A 15,237-nucleotide genomic window follows, 5' to 3' on the forward strand; every position below is an offset into this window, starting at 1 on the left:
CGCTATCGCGGGCAAGCCCGCTCCCACAGGGTTTCGCATGTAGCTAAAGGATTAGATGTTGAGCAGTTCCAGGCGCTGACGAATAGACGCTTCGATCCCTGCCTCATCCAGTCCGCACTCAGCCAGCATTTGTGCAGGCTTGGCGTGTTCGACGTAGCTGTCCGGCAGACCCAGATGCAATATCGACTTGAGGATGTTCTCCCGTGCGAGGAACTCGCTGACCGCGCCACCGGCGCCGCCCATGATCGCGTTCTCTTCGACGGTGACCAGCAGCTCATGGCTGGCGGCCATTTCGCGAACCAGTGCTTCGTCCAGCGGTTTGACGAACCGCATGTCGACCACGGTTGCATCCAGTGTCTCGGCGACTTTCAGCGCTTCGGCCAACTGCACGCCAAACACCAGCAGGGCGACTTTGCTGCCCTGGCGACGAACCACGCCTTTGCCGATTTCGATCGGCTCAAGGTTTTTCTCGATCGTTGCATTCGGGCCGGAGCCACGTGGGTAACGCACCGCCGCCGGGCCATTGAACAGGTGGCCGGTGGTGAGCATTTTGCGCAGTTCGTTTTCGTCGCTCGGGGTCATCACCAGCATGCCGGGGATGCAGCGCAGGAACGACAGGTCGAAGCTACCGGCGTGTGTCGGGCCGTCTTCGCCCACCAGACCAGCGCGGTCGATGGCGAACAATACGTCGAGGTTTTGCACGGCGACGTCATGGATCAGTTGGTCGTAACCGCGTTGCAGGAACGTCGAGTAGATCGCCACCACCGGTTTTGCGCCTTCACAGGCCATGCCGGCGGCGAAGGTCACCGCGTGCTGCTCGGCAATCGCCACGTCGAAGTAGCGCTGCGGGAAACGCTCGCTGAAGGCCACCAGATCGGAGCCTTCCTTCATCGCCGGTGTGATGCCCACCAGGCGTGGGTCGGCGGCGGCCATGTCGCACAGCCATTCGCCGAACACACCGGAATACTTCGGCCCGCTGGCTTTTTTCGGTGCGGCCGCCGGAGCGTCCAAAGGTTCGAGCTTGGTGATGGCGTGGTAACCGATCGGGTCGACTTCCGCCGGGGCGAAACCTTTGCCTTTCTTGGTGACCACGTGCAGGAACTGCGGGCCTTTGAGATCGCGCATGTTGCGCAGGGTGGCGATCAGGGTTGGCAGGTCGTGGCCATCGATCGGGCCAATGTAGTTCCAGCCCAGCTCTTCGAACAGCGTGCCGGGGACCAGCATGCCTTTTGCGTATTCTTCGGTGCGACGTGCGATTTCCCAGGCGCCGGGCAGGCGTGAGAGGACCTTTTTACTGCCCTCGCGCATGCTTGCGTAGGTGCGGCTGGAAAGAATCTTCGCCAGGTAATTCGACAAGCCGCCGACATTGCGCGAGATCGACATGTCGTTGTCGTTGAGGATCACCAGCATGTTGGCGTTCACTTCCGGCGCATGGTTCAGCGCTTCGAAGGCCATGCCGGCAGTCAACGCGCCGTCGCCGATCACGGCGATGGCCTTGCGATCACTGTTCTGCAGGCGGGCGGCAATGGCCATGCCCAGCGCTGCACTGATCGAGGTGCTGGAATGGCCGACGCCAAAGGTGTCGTACTCGCTCTCGGCGCGGCGCGGGAAGGCGGCGACGCCGTCCTTCTGGCGCAGGGTGCTCATGCGCTCGCGACGGCCAGTGAGGATCTTGTGCGGATAGGCCTGATGACCCACGTCCCACACCAGCCGGTCGTCCGGGGTGTCGAAGACGTAATGCAACGCAATGGTCAGTTCGATGACGCCCAGGCCTGCACCGAAATGCCCACCGGTCTGACCGACCGTGTAGAGCAATTCCAGGCGCAACTCATCGGCCAGGGTTTCCAGCTCGGCTTCGCCTAACCGGCGCAGGCCGTCCGGCGTGTTGGCACGGTCGAGCAGGGGCGTGGTCGGGCGCTTGCGGGGAATCTCATGAAACGTCGTGGGCATCAGGCGAATCGTTATAGGTATAAAAGATGCGGCAGTTTACCTGATGCATCGCCCCCTGCCCACGCGTTGGTTTTAACTTGGCGGATACGCCGTCAGCTGCGACGCTCGACGATGTACCGGGCCAGGTCGCGCAGTGGCTCGGCGGCAGCGTCAAACGGTCGCAGTGCGTGCAGGGCCTGATCGCGCAGTTCCAGTGCGTAGGCCTTGGCCGCGTCGAGGCCGAGCAAGGCCGGGTAGGTCGGTTTGTCGCGGGCAATGTCGGCGCCCTGGCGCTTGCCGAGGGTTTCGGTATCGCTTTCGACGTCGAGAATGTCGTCCTGTACCTGAAAAGCCAGACCGATGGCCTGTGCATAAGTCTGCAGGGACTTCAGTTCGTCTTTCTCGGCACGACCGCTCGCCAGGGCGCCGAGCTTGACGCTGACCTCGATCAGCGCGCCGGTCTTGTGCCGATGCATGTACTCAAGGGCTTTCTGATCGAGTTTCAGGCCGACCGAACCAAGGTCGATGGCTTGACCGCCGACCATGCCCGCCGGGCCTGCTGCCAACGCCAGGGCGCTGACCATTTGCAGTTGGAGGTGATCGGAGGGGAGAGCAGCATCCGAAGCGCTCAGACGCGGGTCGAGCAGCGCGGTGAACGCCAGGCTCTGCAAGCCGTCACCGGCCAGAATCGCGCAGGCTTCATCGAATTTCTTGTGCGTAGTCGGCTGGCCGCGGCGCAGATCGTCGTCGTCCATCGCCGGCAAATCGTCGTGCACCAGGGAATAGGCGTGGATCAGCTCCACTGCACACGCCGCGCCATTGGCTTGCTCAGCCTTGCCGCCCAGCGCCTCGCAGGCGGCATAGGCCAGCAGCGGACGCACGCGTTTGCCGCCGTTCATCACGCTGTAGCGCATGGCTTCGTACAGCCGCGCCAGCTCGGGGCTCGGCGGGTTGAACAGGGTTTCCAGTGCTGCGTTGACGCGGGCCTGGCTGGTCGCCGAATACGCTGCAATCATTCTGGCTGATCCGCGTCGAAGGGTTCCTCGGCCAACTCGCCATCACGCTCGAGCAGCACTTGAACCTTTTGCTCGGCCTGGGCCAGCGCCGCCTGGCAATCGCGGGTCAGACCGATGCCTTGCTCGAAAGCCGTCAGCGAGTCTTCCAGCGACAATTCGCCGTTCTCCAGACGCTCCACCAGCGTTTGCAGGTCAGCGAGAGATTGTTCGAAATCCAGTGCAGCTTTTTTGCGGGCCATGGCGGCTATTTCCGGTTGACGTTAAACCGGCGCGACACTAGCAGACATGGGGGTTATGGGCAAATGAGCGGGGCATTTCAGCCACTGCTTTCGGGATAGCTGATCTGGTATCGAGTATTACGCCCACCACCGGCAAGCCGCTTCACATAGCCTTTCTCCAGCAATTCAGCCAGATGACGAGTGGCAGTGGCCTTGGACACCTTTGCCACCGCCTGATACTGCGCAGCGCTGATGCCTTCCTCGAAACCGCGCTCTCCGCCATCCAGCAAGCGATTCAGTACTTTGGTTTGCTCCGCCGTCAAAACGGACTCGCGGTGGGCCTGCCAGAAACGCGCCTTGCCCAGCACTGATTCAATCCGGGTCATGGCCTGGTGCAGGCTGCGTAACAAGGTTTGCAGGAACCACTCCAACCAATCCGTGATATCCACAGTGGCTTTCTGGCTGGCCTCAAGTACCCGGTAGTAGCCGGAACGGTCCTCCAGAATGCTCGCTGACATCGCATAGAAACGGATCGCTTGCGCCTCGCCCTGAGCCAGTGCCAGATCGGTGATGGTGCGCGTCAGTCGTCCATTACCATCATCGAAGGGGTGCAGGGTGACGAACCAGAAGTGTGCGATGCCGGCCCGCAACAAAGGATCGAGCCCGACCTGACTCTGGCTGGCTTCAAACCAGTTGAGGAAGGCGTCCAATTGCTGCTCCAGTCCTTTGCGCGGTGGTGCTTCAAAGTGAATGGTGGGTCTGTCGATACGCCCGGACACCACTTGCATCGGCTCATCGCCGCGTAACGCACCGACATGGATGGAGCGAGTGGCAAAGTTTGTGTCCTGATCCGGGAACAGCCATTCATGCCACGCCAGAAGTCGCTCCAATGTCAGGGGAGAGGCGAAGTGCTGAGTGGCATCGAGCAGCAACTGCGCCAGCCCTTCGCTGCGTTGGCTGACTTGACCGCCATCGACTGCTTCCAGGCCCAGACGCCGCGCCAGCGAAGAGCGCACCGAGCCAACGTTCAGTTGTTCCCCCTCGATAGCCGAAGACGTCACGATGTTCTGCAACAACGCATCCAGTTCTGTCTGTGCACTGAGTGAGCGGTCCACAGAACAGGCCATGCCCATTAACTGACCTTGGGCTTGCACGCACTCGCGCAACAGCTGCGTCAGGCGCTCGGGGTGCCAGTTGAAATTCGGCCAATCGGGCTGTTGCCAGATCCAGTGAGGTGCCATTAACCGGGTGCTCCAGGGTGAATGAGCCGAATAATAATCCTATTCGGCTCATTTGGTGAGCCGAATAACTGCGCTATTCGGCTCACGCCTCGCTTTCACCGTGATTCTCGCCACAAATAAAGATGTATCCGATTGTTAAAAAACCGCCAAATGGCTAACCTTCGCGCCTTCTACGACCCAATAGTCATGGGTCTTTCTGACGAAACGCAGTTTTTACATCTGTAACGCGCCGAGGATCGGGCGCAAGGTTTCGTTATGCATGGCAGGAGGCGTCACATGCGTTCATTTCTTTTGCTGGTAATGGGGCTGGTCTGCGCGAGCGCGGCCTGGGCCGAACCGACGGCCGAGCTGTCGGAACCGGTGGGCGGCTGGCGTTATTCCGGCCTGCTCGATCGCAGTGAAAATCCTCAAGTCGCCTATCCCACACCACCCATCGACCGGGGCGTGCAGCGCAATCGCACGATGATCGAAGGCCAGCTCAAGGCCATCGGCACTCAACGCGGGCCCCACACTCTGGCGGTGAATGGCAATCCACTGAATCTTTACACCGACGACGAAGGGCGTTTCGCCCGGCCGTATGCGTTCGGCGCGGGTTCCAACAGCGTCGAAGTGCGCAGCGCCGAAGGCAAGTCGCTCAAGCGCGTTCAATTCTATGAAGCCAACAACCTGCGCACCCCGGCACGGATTCGCGTGGTGCTGGGGTGGGACGATCCGAAAGCCGAACTCGACCTGCACATCATTACCCCCGACGGCCAGCACGCGTTTTTCGCCCACACGGCGTTGACCAATGGCGGCGGTCTGGACCCGGACGGCGTCGATGGCCCCGGTCCGGAGATGTTCACCATGACCGCGCCGCTGCATGGCACCTATCTGGTTTACGTGAACTATTGGGGCAACTTCGGCAGCGAAGGCTATAACTTCGATGAGACCAGCAACCAGAACGAGGTCATCACCTCGCAAATCAATCTGGTGCTCAACGAAAACACCGTCGACGAAAAACGCGAGACCTTCATCGTGCCCCTGCGCGCTATCGGTGACCTGTTGCTGGTCAAGACTTTCAACTATTAAGCATCCCGCTCCACGGATGAAATGGGCTTTGTGAACATGAGCGATAACACTGTGAATCCTGCCGCTGCCGCACCGGCCGCCAAACCTTCCCGCCGCTGGCCGGCCGTGCTGGTCGGGCTGGTCCTGGTCGCTGGCGTGGCAGGCGGATTGGGCTGGTTCATGCACAAGCCCAAGGCACCACCGGCCGAGCTGGCCAGCGACAAGCTGGGCATGAGTCGTCCGGACGGCCTGCTCGAAACCCACTCCTTGAGCCAGTTGCCCAAGGACTTGCTGGCGGTGCCGTTCCTCAAGGAAACCCTGACCGAAGATTTCGTCTTCTATTACGAAGCGCACGCTGATCGCCTCGGCTTGATCGGCAGTCTGCGGCGGATCATTTACGAACATGACCTGAAATTGCAGGACAGCCTGATCGAGCAGCTCTTCGATCAACCGGCGGACGTAGCGCTGTGGCGTGGGGCGGATGGTCGTCTGAAAGACTTTTTGTTGGTGATGGATCGCGGCGGACTGGCCAAGGTGCTGGAGCCGCTGGCCAAAGTGGCGCTGGATGATTCGCAGCTGTCCAAAATCGCTGATGTGAAAGTCGGGACCGACGACGTGGCGCTTTATCAACTCAGCTACAACGCCAGCAAGGCGCTGGTGTTCGCTTCCCACGGCGACAAACTGGTGGTGCTGTCCAATCCGACCAAACTCTACGACCCCGAAAGCGGCGCATCCGAAGAATCGGGCAGCGTCTCGACCAAGGCCATCGCCGCGTTGCTCAACGGCGACAAACTGTTCCCCGAAGCGTTTGGCCTGCCACCCCGCGCGCCTGAGGTGAAACAACGTCTTTCGGTCAACGCCAGTGTGTTGGCCATGGGTTATCAGCGCTTCATCCCGAACTTCGCCGGTCTGCGTTTCGACATGGACGACAAAGGCTGGCACAGCTTCCTCGCCATGGATGAACTGGACAAGCAGCCGGACTTCGATTTCAAACCCATCTGGAAAGCCATGCCGATGGGCGCCAGCGCCTGCGTCGCGTTGCCTTTGGCCGCCGAACAACAGAAGCCGCTGCTGGTGAAACTCGGTGCCGACGAAACCGTGGCTCAGACGCTGACCAAGCACATGGCCGGTTCTGCCGGCCTGTGCTGGTACGCCGATTCGCGGTTGTACACGCCGTTGCTGGTTGCCAGCCTGAATGGTGATGACAGTGCCAAGCTCGACGGCGACCTGGGCAACCTGTTCAGCTCGATGGTCGGCGCTTACGAGGGCAACGTTCAAGACCACGCTTTCCCGGTGGTCGAGAAGCAGGAAGGCGCCACTCACCAATGGCAGCGTCAGGTCAGCTCCAACTTCGGCCCTTACGCGGCCAAGGACGCCGAGCAACCGGACGCGATCACCGGCAAGGCGTTCATGCGCGTGAGCCTGGCCCGTCACGGTTCGACGCTGCTGTTCTCACTCGACGACAAGCTGGTGGACAAAGCCCTCGGCACCCTCGACAAACGCTTCCCGCCGATGGCCGACGTGGTGCCCAAGGATTTGCTGATGCCGGTCTACTTTGGCCCGGACTCCATGGCGCAGTTGATGCAACAGGAAACCCTCGACAGCTTGCCGCAGGACATGGAACCGGTGTTCTACAACGCCGCGCAAACCTACCTGATCCCGAAATTGCGCAAGCTCGGCGGTTATGGCAAATACGCCCTGACCTTGCCCGAAGGCAGCGAACCCGACGGCCACTGGCAATGGCTGCCGCTGGAATGGAAAGCCCTGTGACCGCACTCATCCGAGGCCTCGGCCTGCTGGCGATGTTGCTGGGCAGTCGTGCATTTGCCGGTGACGCCCCCGCGCTGGATCCGCAGCAATCCCAGGTGTTCCGTGCCTGGTTTGTGCGCATCGCCCAGGAACAATTGACCCAAGGCCCAAGCCCGCGCTGGTATCAGCAGGACTGCGCCGGCCTTGTGCGTTTCGCCGCCAACGAAGCGCTGAAAGTCCATGACGATAAATGGCTGCGCAGCAATGGCCTGTCCAATCGCTACCTGCCGCCCGAATTGCAGTTGAGCGAAGCCCAGCGCGGCCTCGCCCAGCAATGGCAACAGGGTGGCGGCAAGGTCGGGCCGTACGTCAACGCAATCAAATTGATTCAGTTCAACAGTCATCTGATCGGCCGGGATGTGGCGCAAGCACGGCCCGGCGACCTGATGTTTTTCGATCAGGGCGACGACCAGCACCTGATGATCTGGATGGGCCGCTACATCGCCTATCACACCGGCACCACCACCCCCACTGACAACGGCATGCGATCCGCAAGCCTGCAGCAACTCATGACATGGAAGGACACCCGATGGATACCCGACGCAGCCAACCCCAACTTCATCGGCGTCTATCGACTGAACTTTCTCTCCCAATGATCGGTGCCCGCATGCTGCGTTTTCTGCCTCTACTGTTGGTATTGGTTCTGCCTTTTTCGGCGGCCATCGCCGAAGACACCGTCGAGCCCAGCGGCTACACGCCGGTGGCCGGTGAAAGCTTTTTCCTGCTGGCCGACAGCAGTTTCGCCAGCGACGAACAGGCGATGGTGCGCCTCGAAGCGCCGGGCCGTGACTATCGTCGTTTCCGCATGGAGCCTTACGGTGGCGCGGATATTCGCGTGTATCGCATCGACAAGCCGCTGGATTTCCTCAAGCGTCAAAAGAACCTGCACCGCGTGGTCAGCGACGGCCAGTTCAAGGGTGAGGGCCTGTCGAACACCCTCGCGTACCTGTGGGACAACTGGTATCGCAAATCCCGCCGGGTGATGCAGCGCGCGTTCTCCTACGAATCGCGTAAACAAGTCACCGAAGAAGTGCCGGAACTGAAGATGGGCAGCGCGATTGCCGCGCCAACGCCTTACGATGCGCAGCCGCAATTCGCCTTGATCCCGGGCCTGCCGGTGGTCAGCCAGTTCCGTTATCCGCTGTGGCAAGCCAAGCCGATCCAGCCGCCTGAGGGCGTGAACCTGGCCGGTTCGTCCAGCGAGTTCGTCAGCGTCGCACCGGGCAACGTGTACATTCCGTTGGGCAACCTCAAACCAGGCCTGTATCTGGTGGAAGCGCTGATCGGCAAGTACCGCGCGACGACGATGGTGTTCGTTTCCAATACCGTGGCCGTGAGCAAGATTGCCGGTGATGAACTGCTGGTGTGGGCCGCGCGCAAACACGAAGGCAGTTCGGTGCCCAAGGTCAATGTGCTGTGGACCGATGGCCTGGGCGTGATGAGCAGCGGCGCTACCGATGCCGATGGTTTGCTGCGTCTGAAACACGTCAGCCCCGAGCGTTCGTTCGTCATTGGCGAGGACGAAGAGGGCGGGGTGTTTGTCTCCGAAAACTTCTATTACGACAGCGAAATCTACGACACCAAACTCTATGCCTTCACGGATCGACCGCTGTATCGGCCGGGGGATTGGGTGTCGCTGAAAATCGTCGGTCGCGAGTTCAAGAACGCCCGGGATTCCGTGGCGCCGACGGCTGCCGACGTCAACGTGACCGTGCTCGATGCCACCGGCACAGCCTTGCAATCGCTGGCGCTGAAACTCGATTCCAAGGCCGGCACCCAAGGTCGCTTCCAATTGCCGGACAACGCCGTGGCCGGCGGTTACGAACTGCGTTTCAGCTACAAGGACCAGGCCTATAGCAGCGCCTTCCGTGTCGCCGAATACATCAAGCCGCACTTCGAAGTTTCCTTGAACCTGGCCAAGCAGGATTACCGCACCGGCGAGCCGGTGAAAGGCAGCCTGGCGCTGTTGTACCCGGACGGCAAGCCGGTGGCGAACGCCAAGTTGAGCTTGAGCCTGCGCGCTCAACAACTGTCGATGGTCGACAACGAACTGCAATACCTCGTGCAATTCCCGGTGGAGCTGACCAGCACCGAACTGACCACCGACGCCAAGGGCAACGCGACCCTTGAGCTACCCGCCGCTGAAAAACCAAGCCGCTACATGCTCACGGTTTTTGCCAGCGATGGCGCGGCGTATCGGGTCAAGACCACCAAGGAAATCCTCATCGACCGTGGTGCCGCGAGTTTCAGTCTGCGGACGCCGCAACGTTTCAGTGCGGTGGGCGACAAGGTCACGTTCAGCTATTTGAATGAAGGCGGCAGCGAACAAAGCAAAGCAGTGAAACCAAGCAGTTACGGTTGGGTGCGCCTGGAAGACCAGAGCATCGGCGAAGGCAAACTGGCCGCAGCCGATAAAAACTTCACGTTGGCCTTCGAACGTCCGGGCACCTACAACCTGACGTTGAAGGATGACCATGGCCGCGTGGTTGGTGCGACCGGCCATTCGGTTACTGGCGACGGCGTCAAAGCCGTGCCGGGCACGGTGGAAATCGTCCTCGATAAACCCGAGTACAAGGCCGGCGACGAAGCCCTCGCGTTGATTACATTCCCTGAGCCGATCAGCGATGCATTGCTGTCGCTGGAGCGGGACAAGGTCGAGGCCACGGCGTTGCTGTCCAAGGGCGGCGACTGGCTGAAGATGGAAAAGCTCAGCGACACCCAATATCGCGCGCGCATCCCGGTGAAGAATACCTTCGCGCCGAACCTGACGTTCTCGGTGCTGTACACCAAGGGTGGCCAATACAGCTTCCAGAACGCCGGCATCAAGGTGATTGCGCCGCAGATCGACGTGGCCATCGCCACCGATAAAGAGACGTATCAGCCGGGCGATACGGTGTCGGTTGACCTGACCACGCAATTCGCCGGCAAGCCGATTCCGGCGCACCTGACGGTCAGTGTCGTCGACGAAATGATCTACGCGCTGCAACCGGAAGTGGCGCCGACCATCGACCAGTTCTTCTACCACCCGCGCCGCAACAACGTGCGCACCAGTGCCAGTTTGTCGTTCATCAGCTACGACGTCGCATTGCCGGGTAGCCCGGGCGCGCCGGGCAAAGCCAACCGCAGCGAGCGTGGCGTGAAAGTGCTGGAGCGGCCGCGTCGCGAAGACGTCGACACCGCCGCGTGGCAGCCTGAATTGGTGACCGATGCCAATGGCAAAACCCGTTTCACCTTCAAGATGCCGGACTCGCTGACCCGCTGGCGCATCACTGCGCGAGCCATCGCCGATGACGGTCAGGTCGGGCAGAAGAAGCAATTCGTGCGCTCGGAAAAACCGCTGTACCTGAAGTGGAGTGGACCAAGCAAATTCCGCACGGGCGACAAGCCGGATCTGGGTGTGTTCGCGTTTAGCCAGTCTGAAAAACCGGTCAAGGCCGAGCTGGTCATCCATTACGGCGGCGCCGATCAACGTGTGCCGGTGACCCTGAACAACGGCATCAACTACATCCCACTGCCAGCATTTGTATTGGCCTCGGGTGAGTGGACCGCTGAACTGGTGCAGGACGGCAAAACCGCCGATGCGCTGGCCGTGCGTCTGACCGCGACCGGTGAAGGCTGGCAGGTCACGCAAAGCCAAAGCCTGGACGTGGCCAGCGGTGATACGCCGCTGACGCTGCCGGCGGATGCTACGGATATTCGCCTGCGCCTGGATGACAGTCCGCAAGCGCTGTTCCGCTCGGCGCTCGATGATTTGCTGAGCTATCCGTATGGCGGCGTCGAGCAGACGGCCAGCCGTTTGCTCCCATTGAGCATCGCGTATCCGGTCTTGTCCTCGAACCCGCAGATCCGTGATCGCTTGCGCCTGATCATGCAAAACAGTCGTCTGCGTCTGGTGCAAATGGCCGGGCCGTCGGCGAGTTTCACCTGGTGGGGCATGGACGGTGAGCCGGATGCGTTCCTCACCGCGTACGCCTATTACGCCGACTGGCACGCCAGCAAAGCGCTGGAGTTGAGCCTGCCGCCGGAGCATTGGCAGCGGGTGCTGGAGGTGTATGCCAAGCAGGCGAAAAATACCCCGCTGTTGCAGCGTGCACTGATTCTGTCGTTCGCCAAGCAGATGCAATTGCCGGTCAACACGTTGCTCAGCGGGTTGATGGATGACCTGTCGAAAGCCGGCGAGGGTAATGCGGCGAACCTGATGGAGGACGGCGAAGACAGCATTGTCATGAGCGATCCGGATTCGGCGCTGGGGTTGGCGGCGGCGCGTGCGTTGACGGCCTCTCTGGCGCGTCAGTCCAAGGTGACGTTGCCTGATGCTTTCAACCGTCAACTGCCTGATGCGCAGCAGCGTCTGGCCGTCAGTTCTCAACCGTTTGCCGAGGCGCTGAACCTGTCGCTGCAAACCTTTGATCAAGCTCACGCGAAAGCGCTGTTGCAACGTTTGCTGCCGCAGCAATCGACACTCGAACGTGCGTTGGCGCTGACCTGGTTGCAACGCGGTATCGAACAGGCTTCGCCGACCATCGCACTGGCCCCCGGCGAGGGCTGGAAGAAACAGTACGGCGCTACCGGTGAGATGTATTGGACGTGGCAGGGTGCTACGCCTGTGCCTGCGGTGCTAGCGTTGGCGGGAGCGCAAGAGCGTCCGCTGCGGGCGGCATTGAGCTTCCAGACCAAACAACCGCCAGTTGACCCGATGGCGGTGACCATCACCCGTCGCCTGTCGCGCCTGGTGCCGGGCGACGAAGCCTTCAACTTCAAACTTGAAGCGGTAGGTGGCAAACCGTTGTCCAGCGACAGCCTTTATCTGGACGAAGTGATCATCACCAGCAAAGCCGCGAAACCGCTGCGTTACGGCATGATCGAAGTGCCGCTGCCACCGGGCGCCGATGTCGAGCGCACCACCTGGGGCATCAAGTTGATGGGCAAGGCGGGCACCGAACCGACGGCGCTGGAGAAGGCGCGCTTCGAGCCGGGGCAGATGGCTTACGCGATTCCTGTGGATGCGTTGAGTGGCGAATTGCGCCTGCGTCATCTGGTGCGCTTCTCGCAAAAAGGCCAGTTCAACCTGCCGCCGGTGCGTTTCACGCAGGTCTATGCGCCACAGCATCAGGCCCAGGAACAGCAACCGGCGCTTGGCCAGATCACGGTCAACTGATGTGATCCGCCCCCTGGTCTGGTGGCTGTTGTGTTTGATCCCTGCGCTAGCGACAGCGCAGGACGAGCCGCTGCGCCTGGGCTTCAAGGGCGAGTTGATCTCGTTGAGCCGCACTCAGGTGATCTCACACCAGCCAATGCCTGCTGATCTACAGACCCCGTTGGGCAGTGTGTGGAAGTTGTTTGTGTACGGCTGGCTGGTGGATAACGGCGCGCATGAATCGCCCTATGAATGTCGCGGCCAGTCGAAGGAAGAGGTTTATTGCTGTTCCGCGGGCGGCAAGATTGAACGCGATCAGGCGTTGGTGAAGTCGTGCGGGTTGTATTTCGAGCCGGCACGCTTGGGCATCGCTGCCGCTGACTGGCGCACGTACTGGCAGTCGCGACAGGCGCCGGAGTGGCTGCTGAACTTGCCGTCGCTGCAGCCTTCGACACGAGTGCCGGTGGCTGAATTGCTCAAAGCGCTGACGGTTATACCCGCGCAGGATCAGGCGCGGCGGGTGTTGCTGGATGTGGTATTGAACGCCGCTGACGGCAACGTCGTGGGTGAACTCGGTGGTCGGTTGCGGGTGAAAACCTGGAGCTGGTTGGGAGATCAGGATCCGTCGTCGCGTCAGGGCGGGTTTGCCGGTTGGACGGTGGATGGCACGCCCGTCTGGGCTGGAGGGCGCGGAACCAGCCAGATGGTGCTGCGTCACTACGGAGCGGCGTTGGCTTCGGTGTTGCCGGTGGATTGGCCCTCGGATGCAGGACGCTGCGTCGAGGTCGGGCTATTTTCCCGTTATCCGGTCGGGCGTGTACTGGCCGGGGATCGGGTTGTTGCTGCCGGGCCGTTGCAAGGCGATTACCGCGTTGAATTCACCAACGGCAATCAACTCGATATCCACAGCGACGGCGAACTGTTTTTGCTCAAGGACAAGCTCATCGCCCGTCTGGACCGCGAAGAATACGTCGCCCGTGTTCTGCAACGAGAAGCCAAGCCCGAACCTGCCGAGGCCGCCAAAGCCCTGGCCATCGCCATCCGCACCTACCTGCTGCAAAACGCCACCCGCCACGGCGACTGCCTGAGCATCGACGACAGCAGCAGCCGACAACGTGTTGCCCCACGTCCAGCCACTGCCGAGTCACGCTACATCGCAGCCTGGACCAGCGACCTGGTTCTCGCCGGCAGCACCGTCACCTACCACTCCGACCAACCGGGCCCGGACAAACTCTCCTGGCAGCAAGCCGTCGAACAAGCCAACGCCGGCCAACGCTACGACGCGATCCTGCTGCACGCCTACCCGCGCGCCAGCCTCAGCCGCTGGGACAACCCCGTCGCCTCCTGCGAAGCGCTCCCCGCCGCCCAGGACTGGCTACAAACCCAACGTCGCGGCTGGCGCCAACGTCTGGAAAGCGAAGTCGGCTACAACGAAGTCAGCACCTTCGCCGTCTGCCGCCTGGCCTTCGGCCGCCCCTATGTCGACCGCGAACGCCAGCGCATCTACGTGCGCGGCGTGCTAACGCTGCAAGACCGCCTCGACCTGACCCACGAATACCTGCACCTGGCCTTCGAAGCACACCCCAACGGCCAGGATGAAACCTACATCGAAGGGCTTGCCCGCCACCTCTTGCTGGAATAGGCCATGAAACTCCGTTACCCACAGGTCTTCCTGTTCCTTTGCTCTTTTTGCGTATTGCCGACGGTGTTCGCCTCCGATAGCGCGGTAAAACTTGATACGCCTGTCGGCGGTTGGCGTACGGGCGCTGTTGAGGGGGAAGGTGAAAATTTCCGTCAGACCGTCAACTACCCGGCTTCATCAGTGAATACGCCAGTGGGGCAGGCCAACACCGCGCGCATCACCGGCCAGATCAAAGCCACGCCCAAGTCCGGCGAACCCGGCCGGTTAATCGTCAACGGCGTCAGCATGCCGCTGAAGATTGACCCCGCCGGACGCTTTGATCGCCCGTTCTCGTTTCCCAATGGCAGCAACAGCGTCGAAGTCCGCAGCCCCGATGGCCAGCAGCGCCATCGCACGCAGTTTCTCAACGCCAGCGGCGGCGCAACCCCGGCCAAGTTGCGGGTTTTGTTGTCCTGGGACAGCGACAACACGGATCTGGATTTGCACCTGATTACGCCTGATGGTGCGCACATCTGGTACGGCGATCGTGTCGCTCCGAACGGCGCAGCGCTGGATGTCGACGTGACGACAGGGTACGGCCCGGAGATCTTCGCCATGCCGGCGCCGATCAAGGGGCAGTATCTGGTGTACGTGAACTACTTCGGCGGTGGGTATCGCAGTGATGAAGAAGGGCAGGAAGAGGCGGTTCAGCCGCTGACCACGGCGCAGGTGACGGTGATTACGGAGGAGGGGACGCCGAATGAGAAGATGGAGACTTTTCTGGTGCCGATGCGGGCGGTGGGGGAGTTGACGTTGGTTAAGGGGTTTAGTTATCCGTGAGGCTTGCTGCAGGATTTACTTTCCTCCGGGCATTAAAAAGCCGGCTTGTGGCCGGCTTCTCGGGGACTGGCTTGGTTCATTTTTGGTAAACCGCGCCAGCCTTCAAAACGTACACCCGGATCTTGCGTCCGGCTGTGGGACTTGGCGAGAAAATCATCTGCCTTGTCGGTGCGATCGGGCCGCGGGGCGGGTCGATGCGCAAATGTGGGGCGCAGCATACTGATTTTTTTGGGGAATTCCCAGTGCGATGTGCGTATTAGAGCTGTCGTGGCTTGGGGGCGGCGGGTGGCCCGTCCGGATGATCAGGGTGAATGTTGCATCGCCTTCGCGGGCGAGCCCGCTCCCACAAGGATCGTGTGATGCCTGTGGGTGTGGGCAG

10 protein-coding genes are annotated in these 15,237 nt (G+C 61.2%); 6 read left to right on the forward strand and 4 right to left on the reverse strand.

Features of this window, described 5'->3' with window-relative positions:
* Positions 1-51 precede the first annotated feature (51 nt).
* The 4 genes from dxs to QRN31_RS13080 form a co-directional block, all read right to left on the reverse strand.
* Positions 52-1,950 (reverse strand): 1-deoxy-D-xylulose-5-phosphate synthase, encoded by a 1,899-nt coding sequence (gene dxs / locus QRN31_RS13065; RefSeq protein WP_285432426.1) that lies wholly within the window; start codon positions 1,948-1,950, stop codon positions 52-54.
* Positions 1,951-2,042: 92 nt separating this feature from the next.
* A complete protein-coding gene (locus QRN31_RS13070; protein WP_285432428.1) occupies positions 2,043-2,945 on the reverse strand; it encodes a polyprenyl synthetase family protein in 903 nt (300 codons plus the stop codon).
* Positions 2,942-3,184, reverse strand: a complete 243-nt coding sequence (locus QRN31_RS13075) for an exodeoxyribonuclease VII small subunit (protein ID WP_007894317.1) — start codon at positions 3,182-3,184, stop codon at positions 2,942-2,944. The genes QRN31_RS13070 and QRN31_RS13075 overlap by 4 nt, the downstream gene beginning before the upstream one ends.
* A gap of 77 nt (positions 3,185-3,261) precedes the next feature.
* Positions 3,262-4,404: a Fic family protein gene (locus QRN31_RS13080; RefSeq protein ID WP_285432429.1), complete on the reverse strand. Its 1,143-nt coding sequence runs from the start codon at positions 4,402-4,404 to the stop codon at positions 3,262-3,264.
* A 276-nt stretch (positions 4,405-4,680) separates the two neighbouring features.
* On the opposite strand from QRN31_RS13080, the gene QRN31_RS13085 reads away from it, so the two are divergent.
* From QRN31_RS13085 to QRN31_RS13110, 6 genes are read left to right on the forward strand one after another with little or no spacing between them, the layout of a single operon-like run.
* Positions 4,681-5,472 carry a YfaP family protein gene (locus QRN31_RS13085; protein WP_285432430.1) on the forward strand — a complete coding sequence of 264 codons (792 nt, stop codon included), beginning with the start codon at positions 4,681-4,683 and terminating at the stop codon, positions 5,470-5,472.
* A gap of 36 nt (positions 5,473-5,508) precedes the next feature.
* Positions 5,509-7,221 carry a DUF2138 domain-containing protein gene (locus QRN31_RS13090; RefSeq protein ID WP_285432432.1) on the forward strand — a complete coding sequence of 571 codons (1,713 nt, stop codon included), beginning with the start codon at positions 5,509-5,511 and terminating at the stop codon, positions 7,219-7,221.
* Positions 7,206-7,856: a DUF1175 domain-containing protein gene (locus QRN31_RS13095; protein ID WP_502942478.1), complete on the forward strand. Its 651-nt coding sequence runs from the start codon at positions 7,206-7,208 to the stop codon at positions 7,854-7,856. Before QRN31_RS13090 ends, QRN31_RS13095 begins: the two co-directional genes overlap by 16 nt.
* On the forward strand, positions 7,853-12,418 hold the full coding sequence (locus QRN31_RS13100; RefSeq protein ID WP_285432433.1) for an alpha-2-macroglobulin family protein: 4,566 nt from the start codon (positions 7,853-7,855) through the stop codon (positions 12,416-12,418). Before QRN31_RS13095 ends, QRN31_RS13100 begins: the two co-directional genes overlap by 4 nt.
* A gap of 1 nt (position 12,419) precedes the next feature.
* The gene (locus QRN31_RS13105) at positions 12,420-14,039 is read left to right on the forward strand and encodes a DUF2300 domain-containing protein (protein ID WP_285432435.1); all 1,620 of its coding nucleotides are present in this window, start codon (positions 12,420-12,422) and stop codon (positions 14,037-14,039) included.
* A 3-nt stretch (positions 14,040-14,042) separates the two neighbouring features.
* Positions 14,043-14,858 carry a YfaP family protein gene (locus tag QRN31_RS13110; protein WP_222588627.1) on the forward strand — a complete coding sequence of 272 codons (816 nt, stop codon included), beginning with the start codon at positions 14,043-14,045 and terminating at the stop codon, positions 14,856-14,858.
* Positions 14,859-15,237 lie beyond the last annotated feature (379 nt).

Origin of the sequence: Pseudomonas sp. fls2-241-R2A-110, assembly GCF_030209165.1 — a bacterium.
In the GTDB taxonomy this organism is placed as follows: domain Bacteria; phylum Pseudomonadota; class Gammaproteobacteria; order Pseudomonadales; family Pseudomonadaceae; genus Aquipseudomonas.

Bases quoted from the DNA above. Each gene is read 5' to 3' on its own strand.
- dxs (WP_285432426.1), bottom strand. From the start codon at position 1,950: ATGCCCACGACGTTTCATGAGATTCCCCGCAAGCGCCCGACCACGCCC.
- QRN31_RS13070 (WP_285432428.1), bottom strand. From the start codon at position 2,945: ATGATTGCAGCGTATTCGGCGACCAGCCAGGCCCGCGTCAACGCAGCA.
- QRN31_RS13075 (WP_007894317.1), bottom strand. From the start codon at position 3,184: ATGGCCCGCAAAAAAGCTGCACTGGATTTCGAACAATCTCTCGCTGAC.
- QRN31_RS13080 (WP_285432429.1), bottom strand. From the start codon at position 4,404: ATGGCACCTCACTGGATCTGGCAACAGCCCGATTGGCCGAATTTCAAC.
- QRN31_RS13085 (WP_285432430.1), top strand. From the start codon at position 4,681: ATGCGTTCATTTCTTTTGCTGGTAATGGGGCTGGTCTGCGCGAGCGCG.
- QRN31_RS13090 (WP_285432432.1), top strand. From the start codon at position 5,509: ATGAGCGATAACACTGTGAATCCTGCCGCTGCCGCACCGGCCGCCAAA.
- QRN31_RS13095 (WP_502942478.1), top strand. From the start codon at position 7,206: ATGGAAAGCCCTGTGACCGCACTCATCCGAGGCCTCGGCCTGCTGGCG.
- QRN31_RS13100 (WP_285432433.1), top strand. From the start codon at position 7,853: ATGATCGGTGCCCGCATGCTGCGTTTTCTGCCTCTACTGTTGGTATTG.
- QRN31_RS13110 (WP_222588627.1), top strand. From the start codon at position 14,043: ATGAAACTCCGTTACCCACAGGTCTTCCTGTTCCTTTGCTCTTTTTGC.